We start from the raw sequence: 15805 nt of genomic DNA on the forward strand, positions 1-15805 counted from the left end.
CAAGCTGACTATGTACACGGAATATCGTTTCACTTGGCACTCCCCTTCTCCTTTTGATCCATCTTCTCCCGGTACTGCCCTGGTGTTACATCGAACATTTTCCGAAAGCTCCGAATGAATGCGCTTATATTTTTATACTGAAGCCTTTCACCGATTTCCGAAATTTTCATATCCGTTGTCTCCAGCATGACCTTGGCCATCTTCATCCGATAATCAGATAAATAATCGCTAAACGTCGTGCCGATTTCCTTCTTGAAAATGCGGCTTAGATACACCGGATGGTAGCTAAGAATTTCCGAACACGATTCCAATGTAATTTCCTGATCGAATTGCTCCTGAATCATCCTTACAAGCCTATCCGCAATCTTTACGTATTGCGTTTCTGATTTTTCTGATAAAACCTGAATCATTGGAGCAAATAATAGAGATTCAAACCAGTACTCAATTTCATCCCGCGTTTGCAAATGCAGCAATCGTTCTACCGCGCCTTCATCTCCAAGAACTTTTTTTATCGAAATACCCTGATCCTGTACGATCCCTAGAATCCGGGAAATAAGCTGCAGCAGTAAAATGTGATGCTCGTACAAAAAGCCGTCCTTATGCAGCAGCGCATTCAAATAATCCTGAAACAGCTCGGTGGCTTTGTCCAGCTGCATTTCCCGAAGCGCATACACAAGCTGCTCTTCCATTACCTTAAGGTGCGTATAGACATATTTATCTGCTCCGGGGTTATTTTCGATATCCTCATAGTGAACAATAATATCCGGACCCAGGCTTATCCGGGATTTCATGGCAGACAAGCTTTCTCCATACGCTTTGACGGTATCAGTTAACGAAAGGTACGGTTTACTGATTCCGATGCTTACTTGTATTTGTAAATAATGCTCGGCGTTTGTTTTAATGGATTCTGCCATTTGATACAAAATACTCTTGACCTCCACCGGATCCTCCGCGTCCGTTGCCACAAGCGTCACTTGCGACTGGTTCAATATGATCGGTGTAAACCGAAACTCAGGAGGCAGTACCTCCTGGGCAATGTTATTCACGGCATAAAGCAGAAGCTCCCTGTCTTGCTCCTGATACTTGGTATCCTGCAAATTATCAATTTTCAGCGTAAGCACCCCCAGACGTTTCCATCCAGTTGGAAAGCCATACATAGCAGCGCGGAATAAATAGTCGTTCTCCGACAACTGTCCTGTAAACAGCTTTAATACAAAAAACTCTTTTAAATGTCCCGCTTGACCGAGCATTTGCTGTTCGATATGATTTCTTGAAACAGCCAAAGACTGCATGCTTACTTTAATGAATTCCAGCTCATCGGTTCTAGGCTGTATCGATTGAGCGTTAAATTTATGATCAATACCCTTGGCAACATCTAATAGATTTTGTATCGGTCGATACATGCGGCGACTGCCGTACAAAGCAAAAGCAAGAACGATCAATAGAATGGCGGCGCAAACAATCAGCGTTAGCTTGGCAATTTTCTGGGGTTCCTTGGTGATTTCACCAATAGAGATAACCGACACATACGTCCACCCGTTGTAGCCTGAGGAACGGTACATAACCGCCACCTCTTCACTCCCTAGATGCGTATTGAAAATTGCTTGTTTATTCTCCGGTTCCGCCTCCAGTCTGCCAGCGATGACCCGATTGATTTCCCGATACCCTTCCTTTACCTCAGCCGTTACAAGAATATCAGCTCCTGTGCGGTCCAGGATATAGTTTCGGTTTGACGGATTGCCAGGTATCAACGCTTCCCGAATATCAGCTGCCGAAATACGCACAACCACAAGCCCTTGCGGCTTACTCGTCTGGGGCAGGATCGGTATTTTATGTACGAGGGTTATCATTTCCATAGGATTTTCAGGCTCAACGCCATTTGCAGACACCCTACCTGTACTCCAATAAATGCTTCTCGGCTGCTTGGCATAATCCCAGAACTCCTCATTGTTAACAAGCTGATCTAACGGTTTCATGGCATTCAAGTCTATCGACCAATTTCGCGCCAGGTTGATTAGAAAAGCCTCCGTAATGACAACATCACTTGATTGAAGGTTATAGAGTGAAACGGAAAGATCACGTATCTGTTCAAAATCAGTTGGCGAGTAATTTGTGTTCATTGCCGTCTTAACCAGCGAAGAGTTGGCATACTGCGTCGCCGATTTCTCAATGGATTTCAACATCTGTTCCACACGCATCTGGGTTTGCGTCAACCATTGCATGTTGCCTTCTTTTACCTTGTCCTCAAGATCCCTAGTTGCAATCGAATAAGAGACAATCCCAATAATTACAGCGGGAAGTACGCCTAATAAAAAGCTAAATGCCAGTAACCTAAGCAAATATCTTCGCAAAACGATTTCCCCCTCCGGAAGCACCGCTCCCTGCTCTGTCTAGAAATTGAATATTTCTATTATATATGGAAAACGGGAAATAGACATGATCGTTCTCTTTTTTATTCATTGAGACTTTACAAAAATTTGTTATTATTTAATAAAGATTACGCTTACGAAGCAAGTTTTCTTACGAAAACTTTAAAGGAGTGGGATACCGAATGAATGGGGATTTTCAAATTAGCTTTGCTAAGCAGCCTACCAACATGCCGATGCAACGTACTCACTACCATGAGCACTATGAAATTTATTATTTGTTCGCCGGTGAGCGTTATTTTTACATAGAGAATCGAACCTATCATGTGAAGAAGGGCTCTTTGATTTTTATCAAAAAGCATGACATTCATAAGACACTAGAAGGCGGTAAATTGCATGAACGCGCGATCGTTTACTTCACGGATGCATTTCTGGAGCCGTATCGCGGATCCCATCTGGATCTGCTCCTGTCGCCTTTTATGCAAATCAACCGCGTTATTGATTTTAACAACCTGGAACAGAATTATATTGAGAATCTTCTCTTTCAAATGAATAACGAATATACCAACCCGAATCGTCATGGACAAGCGCTGTATTTCGAAACGCTGCTCGTTCAATTACTGCTGTTCGCCTCCCGTAAGGCGACGGAAACGGCGGAAACCGCTTATCTTCCGATGAACAAAAAAATTGCGGAGATCACCGAATATTGCAACACGAATTATATGAAAACACTTACGATGAAGGAAGCGTCTGCTCAATTCTTTATTAGTCCCTTTCATTTCAGCCGTCTCTTTAAGCGATATACAGGCTTCAACTTTACCGAATACATTCTCACACTCCGAATACGAGAGGCACAAAGACTGCTGCGGGAAACCTCCAGCAAAGTAATCGATATTGCAGAATCCGTCGGCTACATGAACATCACTCATTTTAATCGCAAATTCAAGCAGGTGACCAAAATGTCACCTCTCGAATATAAGAAAATGATTAGAACGAATGTAAACTAACCATCTGTGAAAAAAAGGAAGGTTGGAGCCATCGAATGGCTTATACAACCTTCCCGTAAATCTGCTATCCATGAATAGGTTCCACATGCACTAGCTTTTCTGACTCCATGCTAGCCAACAGGAATGGCGCCAAGCCCATCATGACGTCGCTAACTACCTTCTCTTCCACATAATACTTGAAAGAACCATCTCGGTAAGGGGTTCCACCCAGTCCGGCTCCATGACAAATCCCATGCAGATGCACCCCGGCTGAATCGGTTTCCACAAAATGATCGATCATTCCTTGAAACCCTTTTAACGCTGAGGCCTTAAATTTCCCAGATAAATAACCGAGGTTAACCCCTTTAGCAAGCGCGTAAACAAACATGCCCGAACCGGAGGCTTCTACATAATTACCTTCCCTGTGCCCCATATCCAGCACTTGATACCAAAGGCCCGTATCGGGATCCTGTACCTTAGCCAGCGCTTCCGCCATACGCTCGAAAATTCCGATGATGGTTCCCCGCTTAGGGTGATCTACAGGAAAGTGCTCTAACGCATCGACGACCGCCATCGCATACCACCCCATTCCCCGGCTCCAGAAATGATAGGATTGTCCTGTCGTCGAATCGCACCACGCTTGCTCTCTGCTTTCGTCCCAACCATGATGGAGCAGCCCTGTCTTCGGGTCTCGCGTGTGCTTCTCTACCAGCAGCAGCTGATTAGCTACATCATCGAAAAGCTCCTGTCGTCCGAACGTCTTCGCATACTCCGCAAGAAACGGAGAGGACATGTACAGCCCGTCAAGCCACATTTGGAACGGATAAATCTTCTTATGCCAGAACCCGCCTTCACTTGTTCTTGGATGTCCTTTCAGTTGAACTGCGAGCAGATGTGCGGCCTGCTCATACCATTTCTCGCCCGTTCGCCGAATCAAGGGGAACAGTACTTTCCCTTGGTTCACTTGATCCAGATTATATTCTTCAATAGCGTAAGTCCGAACCCTTCCATCAGGCTGAACGAACAGGTCCATGTGCCGCTTCATAAACTCGTAATAGCGTTCATCGCCGCTTTGCTCCGCCAGCCTCCCAAATGCGAGAAGCATCATACCGGGAACGTAGGCCCACCGTTTCGCCAGCTCCGGATGATAGCCCTCTGCATCAGCTTCAGACATAAATGTATTTGCCGTATTTACAGCCCAATCCAGATGTTTCGTCATTGTTTTTTTATCCTCTCTTTTTCCTTATATAAGCTGCCTCTGTAACAGTTCCTGAATACGGATCGGTGCAACTAACTTTGAAGATGGTACTATCTCTCGGATCTCATTGTAGGCCAAATTCAATTTAAATTCTTTGTGCATCCTTGTTCATTTTTGTGGAACTTTGCTAAATATGCGCTTTTTAATGTCAGTTAGTAACATTTGCGTAAGTATGGGATGAGAATTTAAATAGACACCTGGCCCCTTCTTGCTGTCCATAAATGGCAAATCGAAAAAAATAAAATACATATTGACTTTTCACTTTATGAAGCCTATTATTATCTCATAACTAAGAATCTTAATTTTGAGATATTATATACTACACAAACCATAAAAGGAGTGGTTCACCATGCTTACCATTTTAAATAAAATTAATGAGCTTTCAAGAAAAGAGAAAGAAATCGGATTAACAGAGATTGAAAAAACAGAACAAGCCAATTTGCGTAAAGAATATCTTCAAATATTTCGTGGTTCAATAGACAGCTTGCTCTTGAATTCTACCATTATTGATCCGAACGGAGATAATGTTACTCCTGAAAGATTAAAAAATGAACAGGCCAAATTAGCTGAAAAATAAATGCTTCCTGCGTGATAGGAACCAAAATATGTTAAAATTGAGGCGTACCCGTAGGAAATTCATATTTATCATTCAATGGAGGTTATACCATGGGCAAAATAGGAATATTTGGATTTGGGCGTATTGGCAGACAATTATTAAGAGTGGCTTTACAGGATCAACTATTCGTTCCCGTGTCCATCTCCGATATCAAAGACGCAGCCACACTTGCCGCTCTGTTTGAAGTTGATACCAATTATAAGCGCTGGCACGAAGCCGTATCGGCACAAGAAGGTATTATGTTGATCGGTGGACGCGAAATTCAGTTTATCGATTCATCGAAGGAAGTCCCTAATTGGAAAGAATTAGACGTAGATCTGGTAATTGATTGTACAGGCCGAGCTGTCACTCGAGCAGTTGCTCAGGTCCATTTGGATCGCGGGGCAAATAGAGTATTAGTTAGTGGGCCTAGCAAGAGCCTTGAAGATTGTGATGCTGTCTTGCTGAAAGGGATAAATTTGGATAGTTTTGATCCGGAAAAGCATAAAATTATTAGTATGGCGAGTTGTACGACCAACGCATTGGCTCCAGTGGTCAAAATAGTCAAAGAAAACTTCGGGATTAAGTATGGTCTTTTCTCCACCGTCCATTCTTACACGAACACCCAGTCGCTAACGGATCAGCCTATGAAGGACCGCCGAGATTCGTGGGCAGCAGCTGAGAATATCATTCCTTCTTCATCAGGAGCTGCAAGAGCCCTTAAATTTATCTGGAATGATTTGCAGATTACCGGAAAGGCATACCGCATTCCAACGCGCACCGGAAGTATTGCTGAATTAAACCTTGTAACGGAAAAGCCATGTACGGTACAGCAGGTAAATGATATTTTCCGCAGTGCTGCTAAAGATGGTCAACTGAAGGGAGTTCTTGATGTTCTGGAAGGTGAATGGGCATCATCTCGTATCGTAGGCGACCCCCATTCCTCCATCATTGACCTTCCTTTGACCCAACTGCAGGGGGAAATCCTATCCGTTGCAACTTGGTACGATAATGAATGGGGTTACGCTTCGCGATTAGCAGAAGTTGCGGCTTATCTGGTTAATAAGTAAAATCGCTACCTTTGAATAAATAGGATCGCCTCCGTTTATATAGAGGTGATCCTTTATTACCATAATGACCCTCCCTCTTCAATCCTTGAACAAAAGCAATTAATTATACGACATCCATACTGTATGACCCACAACCTCAAAGCCCTGCTTATACCAAAAATTACGTGACTTTTCTAATGAATAAACATACATTTTCTTATTAGGGTATTTCAGTTTAAGCCAATCCATGAAGAAAGCTGCATAGCCCCTCCGTTCAAACTCTTTCAGTACATCCAATGCTTCTATAAATAGATAATCTGTTTTGTTCTTGATATCAATATAGAAGTCTTGTTCTAAGTATTTTTCATCATCGTTAAAATAATCTTTCTCCGCTTTCTGAATTAGCTGTTTCGCACTCGTGTATTCCCAAACCACGGCATACCCCACCATCGTATTTTCAACTTCAATGAGATATACATCATTAGGCAATTCCGAGCTTTCCTTCTTACTCAATTCCCCTGCATGATAGCTGTATTGCAATTCACTTAATATCGTTTGGAACTCTTGGTCGAATGGTCTTTTCGTAATCGTAGGCATTATAAACATCCTTTTCACAATGTTATCGGTAACGGAAGTATAACATATATCTACACCACATCCCTTATGTTAACGAACATAAAAAAGGCGGCTAATCCCATAGAGGATTGGCCGCTATTTCATTTACCCTATTGCTCCATCAACTTATACTGAGGCTCCCAGCCTAATAACCTTTTCGCCTTAGCATTTGAAATGAGAGACACTCTTCCCTCAAGTGGGGTACGAATATCTTTGACGCCAGGAAGATATTGCTCCACTAATTCCCTGGTTGGCCGGTTCGACGAGCTATCATCCGCAGCAATGATTAACGCCTCCGCGCCAAGCCCATCTACTTCTATAGCTTTGAGACAAGCAGTAGCAACGTCCCTTGCATCAATATAAGACCACAGAATCCTCAGACGAGCTTCCGTATCATCGAAGTTGGCTTTCAGCTGCGCATAACTCTCGGGCACCAGAATATTGCCTAGGCGGAAACTAACCACCTGCATGCCGGTACGTCGGTGGAACGCTTGCGCGGTTACTTCGTTCACGACCTTGGACAAGCCGTAGCTGTCTTCCGGTAACTGTGGATGCCCTTCGTCGACAGGTACATACTGAGGCTCGAAAAATTCGCTGGCAAAACAAATGCCATAAGACGACTCGCTTGATGCGAGCACGACTTTCCCGATTCCCAGGTTGGCAGCAGCCTCCAAAATATTGTAAGTGCTCATGACATTATTGCGGAAGCACACATCGTTCGTGTGCGTATAAGCTTGAGGAATGGCAGCAAAATGCACAATACCCGCCACCTCTTGCCGATTTCTGGAGCTATATTGCGATAGCGCATTATGCACCTGCCCTAGATCGTTTAGATCGGTAATGATCGTCTGGCAGATCGGCTCCGCCGGAGCCTTGACGTCCAAATTAATGACTTCATAATTGTTTTCGACAAAATGCTTTAAAATCCACTGGCCCGCTTTACCGCTGCCACCAGTTACTATTACCCGCGCTTTTCCCATAAGCCCTCCTTAGGATGAATCAACCTCTATAGAAATCCCGAATCCAGCGATGCGGCTTCAGCTTCTCAACTTGTTCCTTTGTTAACCCTTGCCCATCTCCAACCCGCATATTATTCTCCACATTACGAACCGAGCGCATACCCGGAATGACCGTTGAAACAGCAGGTTGACTGAGTACGTACCGCAGTGCGGTTTCCGGCATGTTATCCATGGAAATATCAAGATCGGAAGCGATCTTCTGTACACGGTCATATACCTGTTGTTTGCGGTCGCCGCGGAAATAGTTATTGCGGAAATCACCTTCACTGAACGTAGTATCTGGGGTAATTCGCCCCGTCAAGCCACCTTCATCCAGCGAAACTCTGACAATAACGCCGACATTATGCTCCGCACAGGCAGGAAGCAGTTGATCTTCAGGGCTTTGATCGAAAATGTTATAAATGACCTGTACCGTATCAACAAGCCCAGATTCAATCAGCTTAATGGCGTTATTCGGTTGATGATCGTTAATCGATACGCCAAAATGGCGGATTTTGCCTTGCTCTTTAAGCTTGCGGATCCCTTCCAGCCAATCTCCTTGACCAACCCATTCGTCCGACCAGACATGAAACTGCTGGACATCGATCGTATCCAAGCCCAAATTCCGCAAACTTTGCTCTGTACTAGAAATAACATGCTCCGCTGTAAACGCCTCTTCCACAGGCACCCCGTCCCGAGCAGGCCATTGTCTGTTTATAGGAGGGATTTTGGTAGCAACATAAATCGGCTTATCGTGGGCCTTTACAACTTGCCCTACAAGTCTTTCACTGTGACCGTCTCCATAGCCCAAGGCCGTATCGATAAAGTTCAGCCCCAGCTCTATTGAACGATTTAGCGCATCGATCGATTCGTCGTCGGATGCACCGATCCAAGCCGTTTTGCCGATACCCCATGCGCCATACCCGATTTCCGATATCTGTAATCCCGTTTTTCCAAGAGTTCTATAGTTCATTTTTAGCCCTCCATCCTTAAACTGTTTTCGTTCACTGCTATTATACAAGGAAACAAAAATCTTCATAAGAACTGAAAAAGTTGTCAGTTAGTAACATCCAAGTAAGTATGGGTAACGTTTTTTCATATTCGCTAGCCCGGTGCAACAGCAAATGAAAAAAGAACAACCTACCATAATTTTTTACATCCTTGGAATGGATCTAGTTCTATACAATGAAGAAATCACCAGTCCGAGAGGAGCGTGTAATCCTGATAAGACGCATGAAAGCGGTTTCGAGTGTAAGCTGCAAAAGTTGAGTCAATTGACTAATGAATGAAAGGGGTCAACTTCAATGAATTTATTAAAACGTTCAAGGAAAATTACAGCTTTGTTGATGGCATTAATAATTGTTTCTAGTACCGGTATATGGCATGTTCCCGTGATAGCAGCAAATAGTTCAACAGTTGATTTACTTGATCCGAATTTTGTAAATAGCCATGGTGGGAATATGGTTTCAATTAATGCAGACCCAAACAGGTCACCTTATGCAGTCTTTGGTGAAGCTTTTGGCACAGATAACCCTGTTGAAGGTGCTACAAAAACGGCAAGAGCAATCCTCGGAGCAGCTGTTGAAAGACATGTCGAAAATATTTATGACCAGGCATTGGGTAAAGACGTTTTTAAAGTAGAAGTGAATGGAAACGATTGCTACACCTGTTATTTGCACAATACGACATATGACAGCGCGACCGGCACATTTATCGGTGGTAACGATGACAGACAAAGAATTGAAATAAGACCAGCCGAAGAAAGCAGAAACCTGATAGGCTTGGAAAATGAGATCACAGCATTCCGCTGGAAGCTTAAGATAGATAAAGATATTCAGAAGCCAGATGGATTTTTTCACATATTCCAGTACAAGGCCTATAATTCCTTTGGTCTAGTTGGGAACAAATTACCGCTTCATGACTCCGTCAATTATCCGAACTTCTCTAGTGCCGAAGATGGAAATCCGATACTTACGTTTACGATTTCATCTTCAGCTACACAAAATCTTGAATTCCGTTATGCCGATATTGGCACGGATGCGGGTCAAGAAACGCTTGCCAGTATCCCACTCAATGCCATTAAGGATAAATGGGTTGATATTACAGTTAAAATTCTTAACGCTGAGTATGGTTGGGTCACAATGATCATGAAAGACGTTGAAACCGGCAAAGTTTTAATGGAGTACAACGATCCTAACAGAGTTCTTGATATCTGGAGACGTCCTGAGATCAAATATAACAACATGACTTTTGAGGGGCCCTACCCTGCTGTCAGCGATATGATTAACCGTCCAAAATGGGGTATTTACCGTAAGGCAGATAAATCGAATCCGAACGTCAAGGATGCAAAAATTTACCTTGCAGATATGACACTTTATAAGTCAGCGGTAGGTGTTTCACCCGTTAACCTTGCTTATGGTAAAAAAGCTTACAATTCTGGCCCTATATCCGGCAATGCGTTCCAAACCGCTAACGCAAAGGCGGAGCGATTAACGGATGGCGTACAGAAAGACCCTGTTAAGTACACGAACTTGATCGTACCGCAGAACAATTTCTCTGCCCTTGGTGATTTGAGTTGGGTAGGTACGGAGAGTTCAAAAAAAGGTAGTGTCATTATCGATCTAGGGAAGGTAATGGATTTTAATCAAGTTAAGTTCTTTGCTAAAACGCTAAGATTGAAATATGTTAACCTCTCAGTCTCCGCGGAGTCTGCTTCGTATTCAGATGCTGCGGATTTAGACAAAATGGTATTTACACCTGTCGATCCTCTGTACAGTGATGGCGGTAAAAATTGGACATACTTTAATGCGGCTAACGGCGGAGGAGATGATGCAGCAGATAAAGAGTACCTCATAGATCTTGGGAAGACGTATTCATCCAGATATGTAAAGCTTTATTTTGAAAATGGTTCCGGTGCCAATACGACTACGGGTACTTCCACTTTTACAATGACGGGCCCGCCACGCCTATCTGAACTCGAGATTTATAACGCGCCTCAAACACCAAAAAATATTTCCATTAATTACTCTGGCGGTTCAGGAGCAACCATTTCCTGGGATAATGTTCCTGCTGATTATTTTGTTATTTATGATAACGGAAAGGTATTGGTAGATCATGCTGCTTCAAATACCTATAACCTAACGGATTTAGACCCTGGCGCCATTTACAATCTTTCATTGAGGACTGCATACACAGATCCCTATTCTTTCAAACCGATGCTTTCAGCAGAAAGTGCAGCTACGGTATTGCATACCGATGGAGATCCCATTATTCCAAATCCTCCCTCTTCAGTGACTGCGACAGCAGCATCAGATAAATCTATAAGCGTTAACTGGAACGCCGTACCTGATGCTCAGAGTTACAGGGTTGCATTGGTTACCGATGCTTTTGAAAGAATAGTCGCAGATGATTATAAGGATACATCCTATACGATCAAAGATCTTTCTCCTGGAACGTCCTATCGAGTAAAGGTCTACGCTATAAGAAGAGGTACTTTGTCTGCTGCTGCTGCAGAAGACCAAGTTCTAACTACAGGTGTAAAGAACGCTTCCGATAATCTTTTACATAATAAAGAAGTTCAGTATACAAGAGTTTGGAATGATGATACTAGCAGCTATGGCGCTAACAAGGCGCTTGACAATGATGCGGATGGTTCCAGATGGGTGGCTCTAAAAGGTTCCCAATCAGCGTGGATGATGGTTGATATCGGGGAAACAACGCCAGTAAGTACGCTTGAATACTATAGCTATCAGAATAAGTTGAAAAAAGTTTCTTTCTATTATGCAACGGATGGTGAAGCTTTTACGAATCCAAATAGTGATAAATGGATAAAGATACTTACCGACGACCGTGTGGCTCAGGGCAAATATGGAAATGCGAGTATTACTAAAATTGCAGAGAGGATTCCACTTGCTGCGCCTGTAAATGCAAGATTTATCAAATTTACGGTCGATGCAGTTGATGGTGATATTAACGTCAATGAAGTTAAGGCTTTTGGACCTATGTCCTTTGTTGGAAATTCTGCCTTAACCGCTAGTGATAAAACAGACAGCAGTATTGATCTTAGCTGGGCTGGTTCCAATACGACCCTACCGGGTTTCAAGCTATGATGTTTATAGTGGAAATACCAAACTTACAACCGTGGCAGCTAACGTCCATAACTATAAGGTTACAGGTCTTACGCCAAATACTGCGTATACCTTCAGAGTCAAGGCTGTTAGTGAGTCCTTAAACGATTCAGCCTACTCAACACTAGGTGGATTGATACTTAACGTAACAACTTTGGCGGATACGACACCTCCAACGGCAACCGTTGCATACAACACCGCTTCGCCGACAAATGGGAACGTGATTGCCACGATTACGCCGAGCGAGCCGGTCACAGTCACAAATAACGGTGGTTCGCTCAGCCACACGTTCAGCGACAATGGAAGCTTTACGTTCGAGTTCGTCGACGCAGCTGGCAACACAGGTACGGCAACGGCGACGGTCGCGAACATCGACAAGATCGCTCCGACGCTCACGCTATCGGTCGATAAGCCGGTGCTTAACCCTCCGAACCACAAAATGGTGACGGTCACCGCGAGCGTATATGCGGATGGGACCGGCTCCGATATCGCATCTATTGTGTTGACGTCGATCGTCTCGAACGAGCCGGATAACGAACTCGGCGACGGAAATACCGTTAACGACATCCAAGACGCGGCGATCGGAACCTACGACACATCGTTCAGCCTCCGCGCAGAACGTTCCGGTAAAGGATACGACCGTGTCTACACCATTACGTACACAATCACTGATACGGCTGGCAATATAGCAAATGCTTCGACTCAGGTGGTTGTCCCACATTAATGGCATTGATAAAACGGCGGTCCTCTAGATGAGGGCTGCCGTTTTGATAATATGTTTGCGGAAGCTCTGAATATCAAAGATATTCGGGCGATTATTGATCTTGTTGAGGATGATAATGAGGATGATGAGTCTAGTGGGAGCTATTACACCTACACCAAATCGCATGCCTCAGCAGGCATCCAGTGTGCATCCTTGCCGTCCCACTTGATGTTGCAGCCGATCGGATTCGTAAGTGGCACCGTAATCTCTTGGCCAGCCGTAAGCTCGGCTAATGCATTTTCCAGATCGTTCACTGTAACTCTACTGGCATCCCTGGGGCTGTCCACTACGCGTCCTGTATAAACCAGCTTCCGATTTTCATCGAATATATAGAAATGAGGCGTCCGTAAAGCGCCATAAGCGAGCGCAGTCTCTTGGGAATCATCTCTGAGGTATACCCATGGAAATTGATGCTCCTCCATATGCGTTACCATGTGGTCAAAGGAATCCTCCGGCTTCGTGTTCGCACTATTAGCGTTAATGCCAACGAATCGCACACCCTGCTCTTTGAACCGATTGGCCGTTTCCCGAGTGATTTCATTTGAACCAATGACATAAGGGCAATGATTACATGTAAAAAAGATGACAAGCGCCTTGGCGCCGCTAAAATCGTTCAGCGAATATACTCCCCCGTCCGTTGCCGGTAAAGAGAAGTCAGGCGCTTGATCCCCGAGCGATAAAGTAAAGGTAAAAGCCATGTCATGTACCCCTTTCATTATTGAAAAGTTACAACTGGTTTTCTCCTGTGCTATGGAAAAACTCGATAATTTCACCGTTCAACCCTTTGACAAATGCGATCCTAACTGGCGTCGGCGGATTGTTGCCTAAGATAACATCTTTGGGTTCTACCGTCACCACGGCTCCAGCTGCAACAGCCGCTTCAACGGCTGCATCCACATTGTTGCTACGAAAAGCAACGTGAAAATAGTAGCCTTCCGGTTTCGGTTCACCAGATCCACCTGCAAAAACCTCCATGTAATTACCATCGCCGGAATCCAGTAGGACAATTCGCTTATCGCCTTCGCCCCAGCCATGCTTTTCCTTGAAGCCTAATCCCTCCGTGTAAAACTTGACCGTCGCTTCAAAGTCGTTCGCTCTAAGCGCAACGTGATGAAAGCCACCGCCGCCTATTTTCTCATTGGTACCCACTTTCTTAGCCTCCTTTGATACTGCAATCACTACTACTCCAGTATAACTTACTTCCATGATTTAGAAAATTTATACGATGTAAAATTTATTTCAACACGATAAGAATCAACCTCTATAGAATTCCCGAATCCAGCGATGCGGCTTCAGCTTCTTCCCCAAACGCATGCATTTTTTGTTTCCAAATGAAGGAATTTGTCAAAATATGTAGAAATATTGAATGGCATTGTACTACTTGAAATCGAAAGGATGAACAACAAGTGAATCAAGCGCTCAAATCTTGGTTATCCCCAATTACTAGACTACACCTATCCGTCATGTTTGGTTGGTTAGTCGTCCTCTTTTATTTAGTGGTCCCTGCCCTTTCCGGCAACGAGGTCGATCTTTTAACGCCTATCATTCTCCTCTCTTTGCGATACAGCGTTTTTAAACCGATTGATATGATTGGCAGTGCTCTATCCGGCTGGCTTCTTTTCTCTTTTTGGGACTACATATTTAATAATGCCCGGAATAGGGATGCAACTGGGGGAGCTTTATTTGTTATTATTATATTCGGGTTATTTTTTGTTTTCATAAAAGGAGCAGTTCTTTCTGCTTATTTTCTCATAAGAGAGACTTATATGATTACAAAGTACTATAGGACGAGAAGCACACATACTCAGTCTGGACAAGTATTCTCACAAGTTGCCGCAACCACGGAAACTCCTGAAGTAACACCTGAAAGGAAAGTCTTGCTGCAATCCTCCGATTCAGACATCATCCAGCAACCCATATTGGACAATCCTATTGAAGGAGAGATCCCTCAGTCACACTTCGACCGTTATTTTGCCCACTTGGGTCATTCAAGTGTAGCAACCGCATATCACGACCCTACAGGAGATACGCATTTCTTATGGAATTTCTATCAGAAAGATGTAGATATTAGTAAGTCTGGTAATAGTCTTTTGCTTATTAGTGGAAAAGAAAAAGGACGGGATCTTTTTATAGACCAATTTTGCAAAACTCACTCCCAAGTCGATCCATATGCTGTTTATAAAATCGTCTTTGGAGACCCTTCGCCAGGAATTCAATCAAAGTGGCTGGGTGGTGCGATGAAAGATATCGATTTATCGTCTGACTCACAGTACGATGACATCATTGGTACAGATTTGGATGAATTTCGAAATATGACACTGGAAGCGAGAATTTTTTTTACAGAAACCTATTTTAAAATGTTAGCGGCGATGCGCAATGTTACTTTAAAAGACCTCTTTCCGAATGGAGTAGATTATGATCCCAATACGGAAAGTCCTCTTAAGGGATATGCTAATAAGATTGAAAATAGCCCTCACAAAGATTTCTTGGAGAGCTATACCCATAATTTCGGCATGAAATCCTGGCATGAAACAGAGAGCGGGTACTGTCGGTTTATACCAAGCTATTTAACACCTGCTGAGAAAGCTTTACTATTATTCGAGACGATCTGGGAAATGTACAGTATACCAGCCCTATTTAGTTTCCTAAACTCGCCACACTATCATATTCTCCATATCGAAATACCAAACGAGGTAATTCTCGAAGGTGAATATGGCGAATGGTTCCAGAAAGCAATGAAATATTTGCACTGGCGTACACAGTTTAAAAACTATGATATGACTTATATATTAGCAATTGATGAACCGAATCCTTTGATAACCCTGCCTATTAACCATCATGTACTTTTTGAAAAAAGGCATACAGAGCTATACAAGGCGAATTCCAACATCAGCATTCCCGCCGAACATACACAAGTTATTCAAAGTATTACAGAAGGCTGCTGCCTGTGGATCGATTATACATCCGATCAATTCCACTCGTTAAAACTTAAGACACAAGAAGAAATTTCTTTCATAAAAAAGCTTAACTAGACCGACATCTGATGAT

The 15805-nt window shown here is 43.5% G+C and carries 13 protein-coding genes; 6 read left to right on the forward strand and 7 right to left on the reverse strand.

Annotated elements, in window-relative coordinates; all coding sequences use genetic code 11:
• Positions 1-29 precede the first annotated feature (29 nt).
• Positions 30-2351 carry a helix-turn-helix domain-containing protein gene (locus QFZ77_RS01300; protein WP_307434906.1) on the reverse strand — a complete coding sequence of 774 codons (2322 nt, stop codon included), beginning with the start codon at positions 2349-2351 and terminating at the stop codon, positions 30-32.
• A gap of 200 nt (positions 2352-2551) precedes the next feature.
• Here QFZ77_RS01300 and QFZ77_RS01305 point away from each other — a divergent pair, with 200 nt between their 5' ends.
• The gene (locus QFZ77_RS01305; protein WP_307434908.1) at positions 2552-3373 is read left to right on the forward strand and encodes a helix-turn-helix domain-containing protein; all 822 of its coding nucleotides are present in this window, start codon (positions 2552-2554) and stop codon (positions 3371-3373) included.
• Between the two features lie 64 nt (positions 3374-3437).
• On the opposite strand, the gene QFZ77_RS01310 is transcribed toward QFZ77_RS01305, so the two are convergent.
• Complete coding sequence (locus tag QFZ77_RS01310) at positions 3438-4571, reverse strand: glycoside hydrolase family 88/105 protein (RefSeq protein ID WP_307434910.1); 1134 nt, start codon at positions 4569-4571, stop codon at positions 3438-3440.
• Between the two features lie 388 nt (positions 4572-4959).
• Between QFZ77_RS01310 and QFZ77_RS01315 the strand changes: the two genes are divergently transcribed.
• Entirely contained in the window at positions 4960-5187 is a 228-nt protein-coding gene (locus QFZ77_RS01315) for a DUF896 domain-containing protein (protein WP_307434916.1), read from the forward strand.
• Between the two features lie 89 nt (positions 5188-5276).
• Positions 5277-6275 carry a type I glyceraldehyde-3-phosphate dehydrogenase gene (locus tag QFZ77_RS01320; RefSeq protein WP_307434918.1) on the forward strand — a complete coding sequence of 333 codons (999 nt, stop codon included), beginning with the start codon at positions 5277-5279 and terminating at the stop codon, positions 6273-6275.
• Positions 6276-6374: 99 nt separating this feature from the next.
• Here the strand turns inward: QFZ77_RS01320 and QFZ77_RS01325 are convergent, their stop codons facing one another.
• From QFZ77_RS01325 to QFZ77_RS01335, 3 genes are all read right to left on the reverse strand, one after another.
• A complete protein-coding gene (locus QFZ77_RS01325) occupies positions 6375-6851 on the reverse strand; it encodes a GNAT family protein (protein ID WP_307434921.1) in 477 nt (158 codons plus the stop codon).
• Positions 6852-6979: 128 nt separating this feature from the next.
• On the reverse strand, positions 6980-7849 hold the full coding sequence (locus tag QFZ77_RS01330) for an NAD-dependent epimerase/dehydratase family protein (protein ID WP_307434924.1): 870 nt from the start codon (positions 7847-7849) through the stop codon (positions 6980-6982).
• Positions 7850-7868: 19 nt separating this feature from the next.
• A complete protein-coding gene (locus QFZ77_RS01335) occupies positions 7869-8840 on the reverse strand; it encodes an aldo/keto reductase (protein WP_307434926.1) in 972 nt (323 codons plus the stop codon).
• Between the two features lie 331 nt (positions 8841-9171).
• Here QFZ77_RS01335 and QFZ77_RS01340 point away from each other — a divergent pair, with 331 nt between their 5' ends.
• Both QFZ77_RS01340 and QFZ77_RS01345 read left to right on the forward strand, forming a co-directional pair.
• Positions 9172-11976, forward strand: coding sequence for a fibronectin type III domain-containing protein (locus QFZ77_RS01340; protein WP_307434929.1), 2805 nt, complete (start codon positions 9172-9174; stop codon positions 11974-11976).
• Positions 11924-12718: a fibronectin type III domain-containing protein gene (locus QFZ77_RS01345; RefSeq protein ID WP_307434932.1), complete on the forward strand. Its 795-nt coding sequence runs from the start codon at positions 11924-11926 to the stop codon at positions 12716-12718. Before QFZ77_RS01340 ends, QFZ77_RS01345 begins: the two co-directional genes overlap by 53 nt.
• Before the next feature lie 149 nt (positions 12719-12867).
• Here the strand turns inward: QFZ77_RS01345 and QFZ77_RS01350 are convergent, their stop codons facing one another.
• Positions 12868-13455, reverse strand: coding sequence for a thioredoxin family protein (locus QFZ77_RS01350; protein ID WP_307434935.1), 588 nt, complete (start codon positions 13453-13455; stop codon positions 12868-12870).
• A gap of 28 nt (positions 13456-13483) precedes the next feature.
• Complete coding sequence (locus tag QFZ77_RS01355; RefSeq protein ID WP_307434939.1) at positions 13484-13906, reverse strand: VOC family protein; 423 nt, start codon at positions 13904-13906, stop codon at positions 13484-13486.
• A 257-nt stretch (positions 13907-14163) separates the two neighbouring features.
• Here QFZ77_RS01355 and QFZ77_RS01360 point away from each other — a divergent pair, with 257 nt between their 5' ends.
• On the forward strand, positions 14164-15789 hold the full coding sequence (locus QFZ77_RS01360) for a hypothetical protein (protein ID WP_307434942.1): 1626 nt from the start codon (positions 14164-14166) through the stop codon (positions 15787-15789).
• Positions 15790-15805 lie beyond the last annotated feature (16 nt).

The organism is Paenibacillus sp. V4I3 (genome assembly GCF_030817215.1).
Classification (GTDB): domain Bacteria; phylum Bacillota; class Bacilli; order Paenibacillales; family NBRC-103111; genus Paenibacillus_E.

What these genes read in the sequence shown, in the direction of transcription:
- QFZ77_RS01340 (WP_307434929.1), top strand. Translation starts at nt 9,172, where the DNA reads ATGAATTTATTAAAACGTTCAAGGAAAATTACAGCTTTGTTGATGGCA.
- QFZ77_RS01325 (WP_307434921.1), bottom strand. Translation starts at nt 6,851, where the DNA reads ATGCCTACGATTACGAAAAGACCATTCGACCAAGAGTTCCAAACGATA.
- QFZ77_RS01315 (WP_307434916.1), top strand. Translation starts at nt 4,960, where the DNA reads ATGCTTACCATTTTAAATAAAATTAATGAGCTTTCAAGAAAAGAGAAA.
- QFZ77_RS01330 (WP_307434924.1), bottom strand. Translation starts at nt 7,849, where the DNA reads ATGGGAAAAGCGCGGGTAATAGTAACTGGTGGCAGCGGTAAAGCGGGC.
- QFZ77_RS01335 (WP_307434926.1), bottom strand. Translation starts at nt 8,840, where the DNA reads ATGAACTATAGAACTCTTGGAAAAACGGGATTACAGATATCGGAAATC.
- QFZ77_RS01350 (WP_307434935.1), bottom strand. Translation starts at nt 13,455, where the DNA reads ATGGCTTTTACCTTTACTTTATCGCTCGGGGATCAAGCGCCTGACTTC.
- QFZ77_RS01320 (WP_307434918.1), top strand. Translation starts at nt 5,277, where the DNA reads ATGGGCAAAATAGGAATATTTGGATTTGGGCGTATTGGCAGACAATTA.
- QFZ77_RS01305 (WP_307434908.1), top strand. Translation starts at nt 2,552, where the DNA reads ATGAATGGGGATTTTCAAATTAGCTTTGCTAAGCAGCCTACCAACATG.
- QFZ77_RS01310 (WP_307434910.1), bottom strand. Translation starts at nt 4,571, where the DNA reads ATGACGAAACATCTGGATTGGGCTGTAAATACGGCAAATACATTTATG.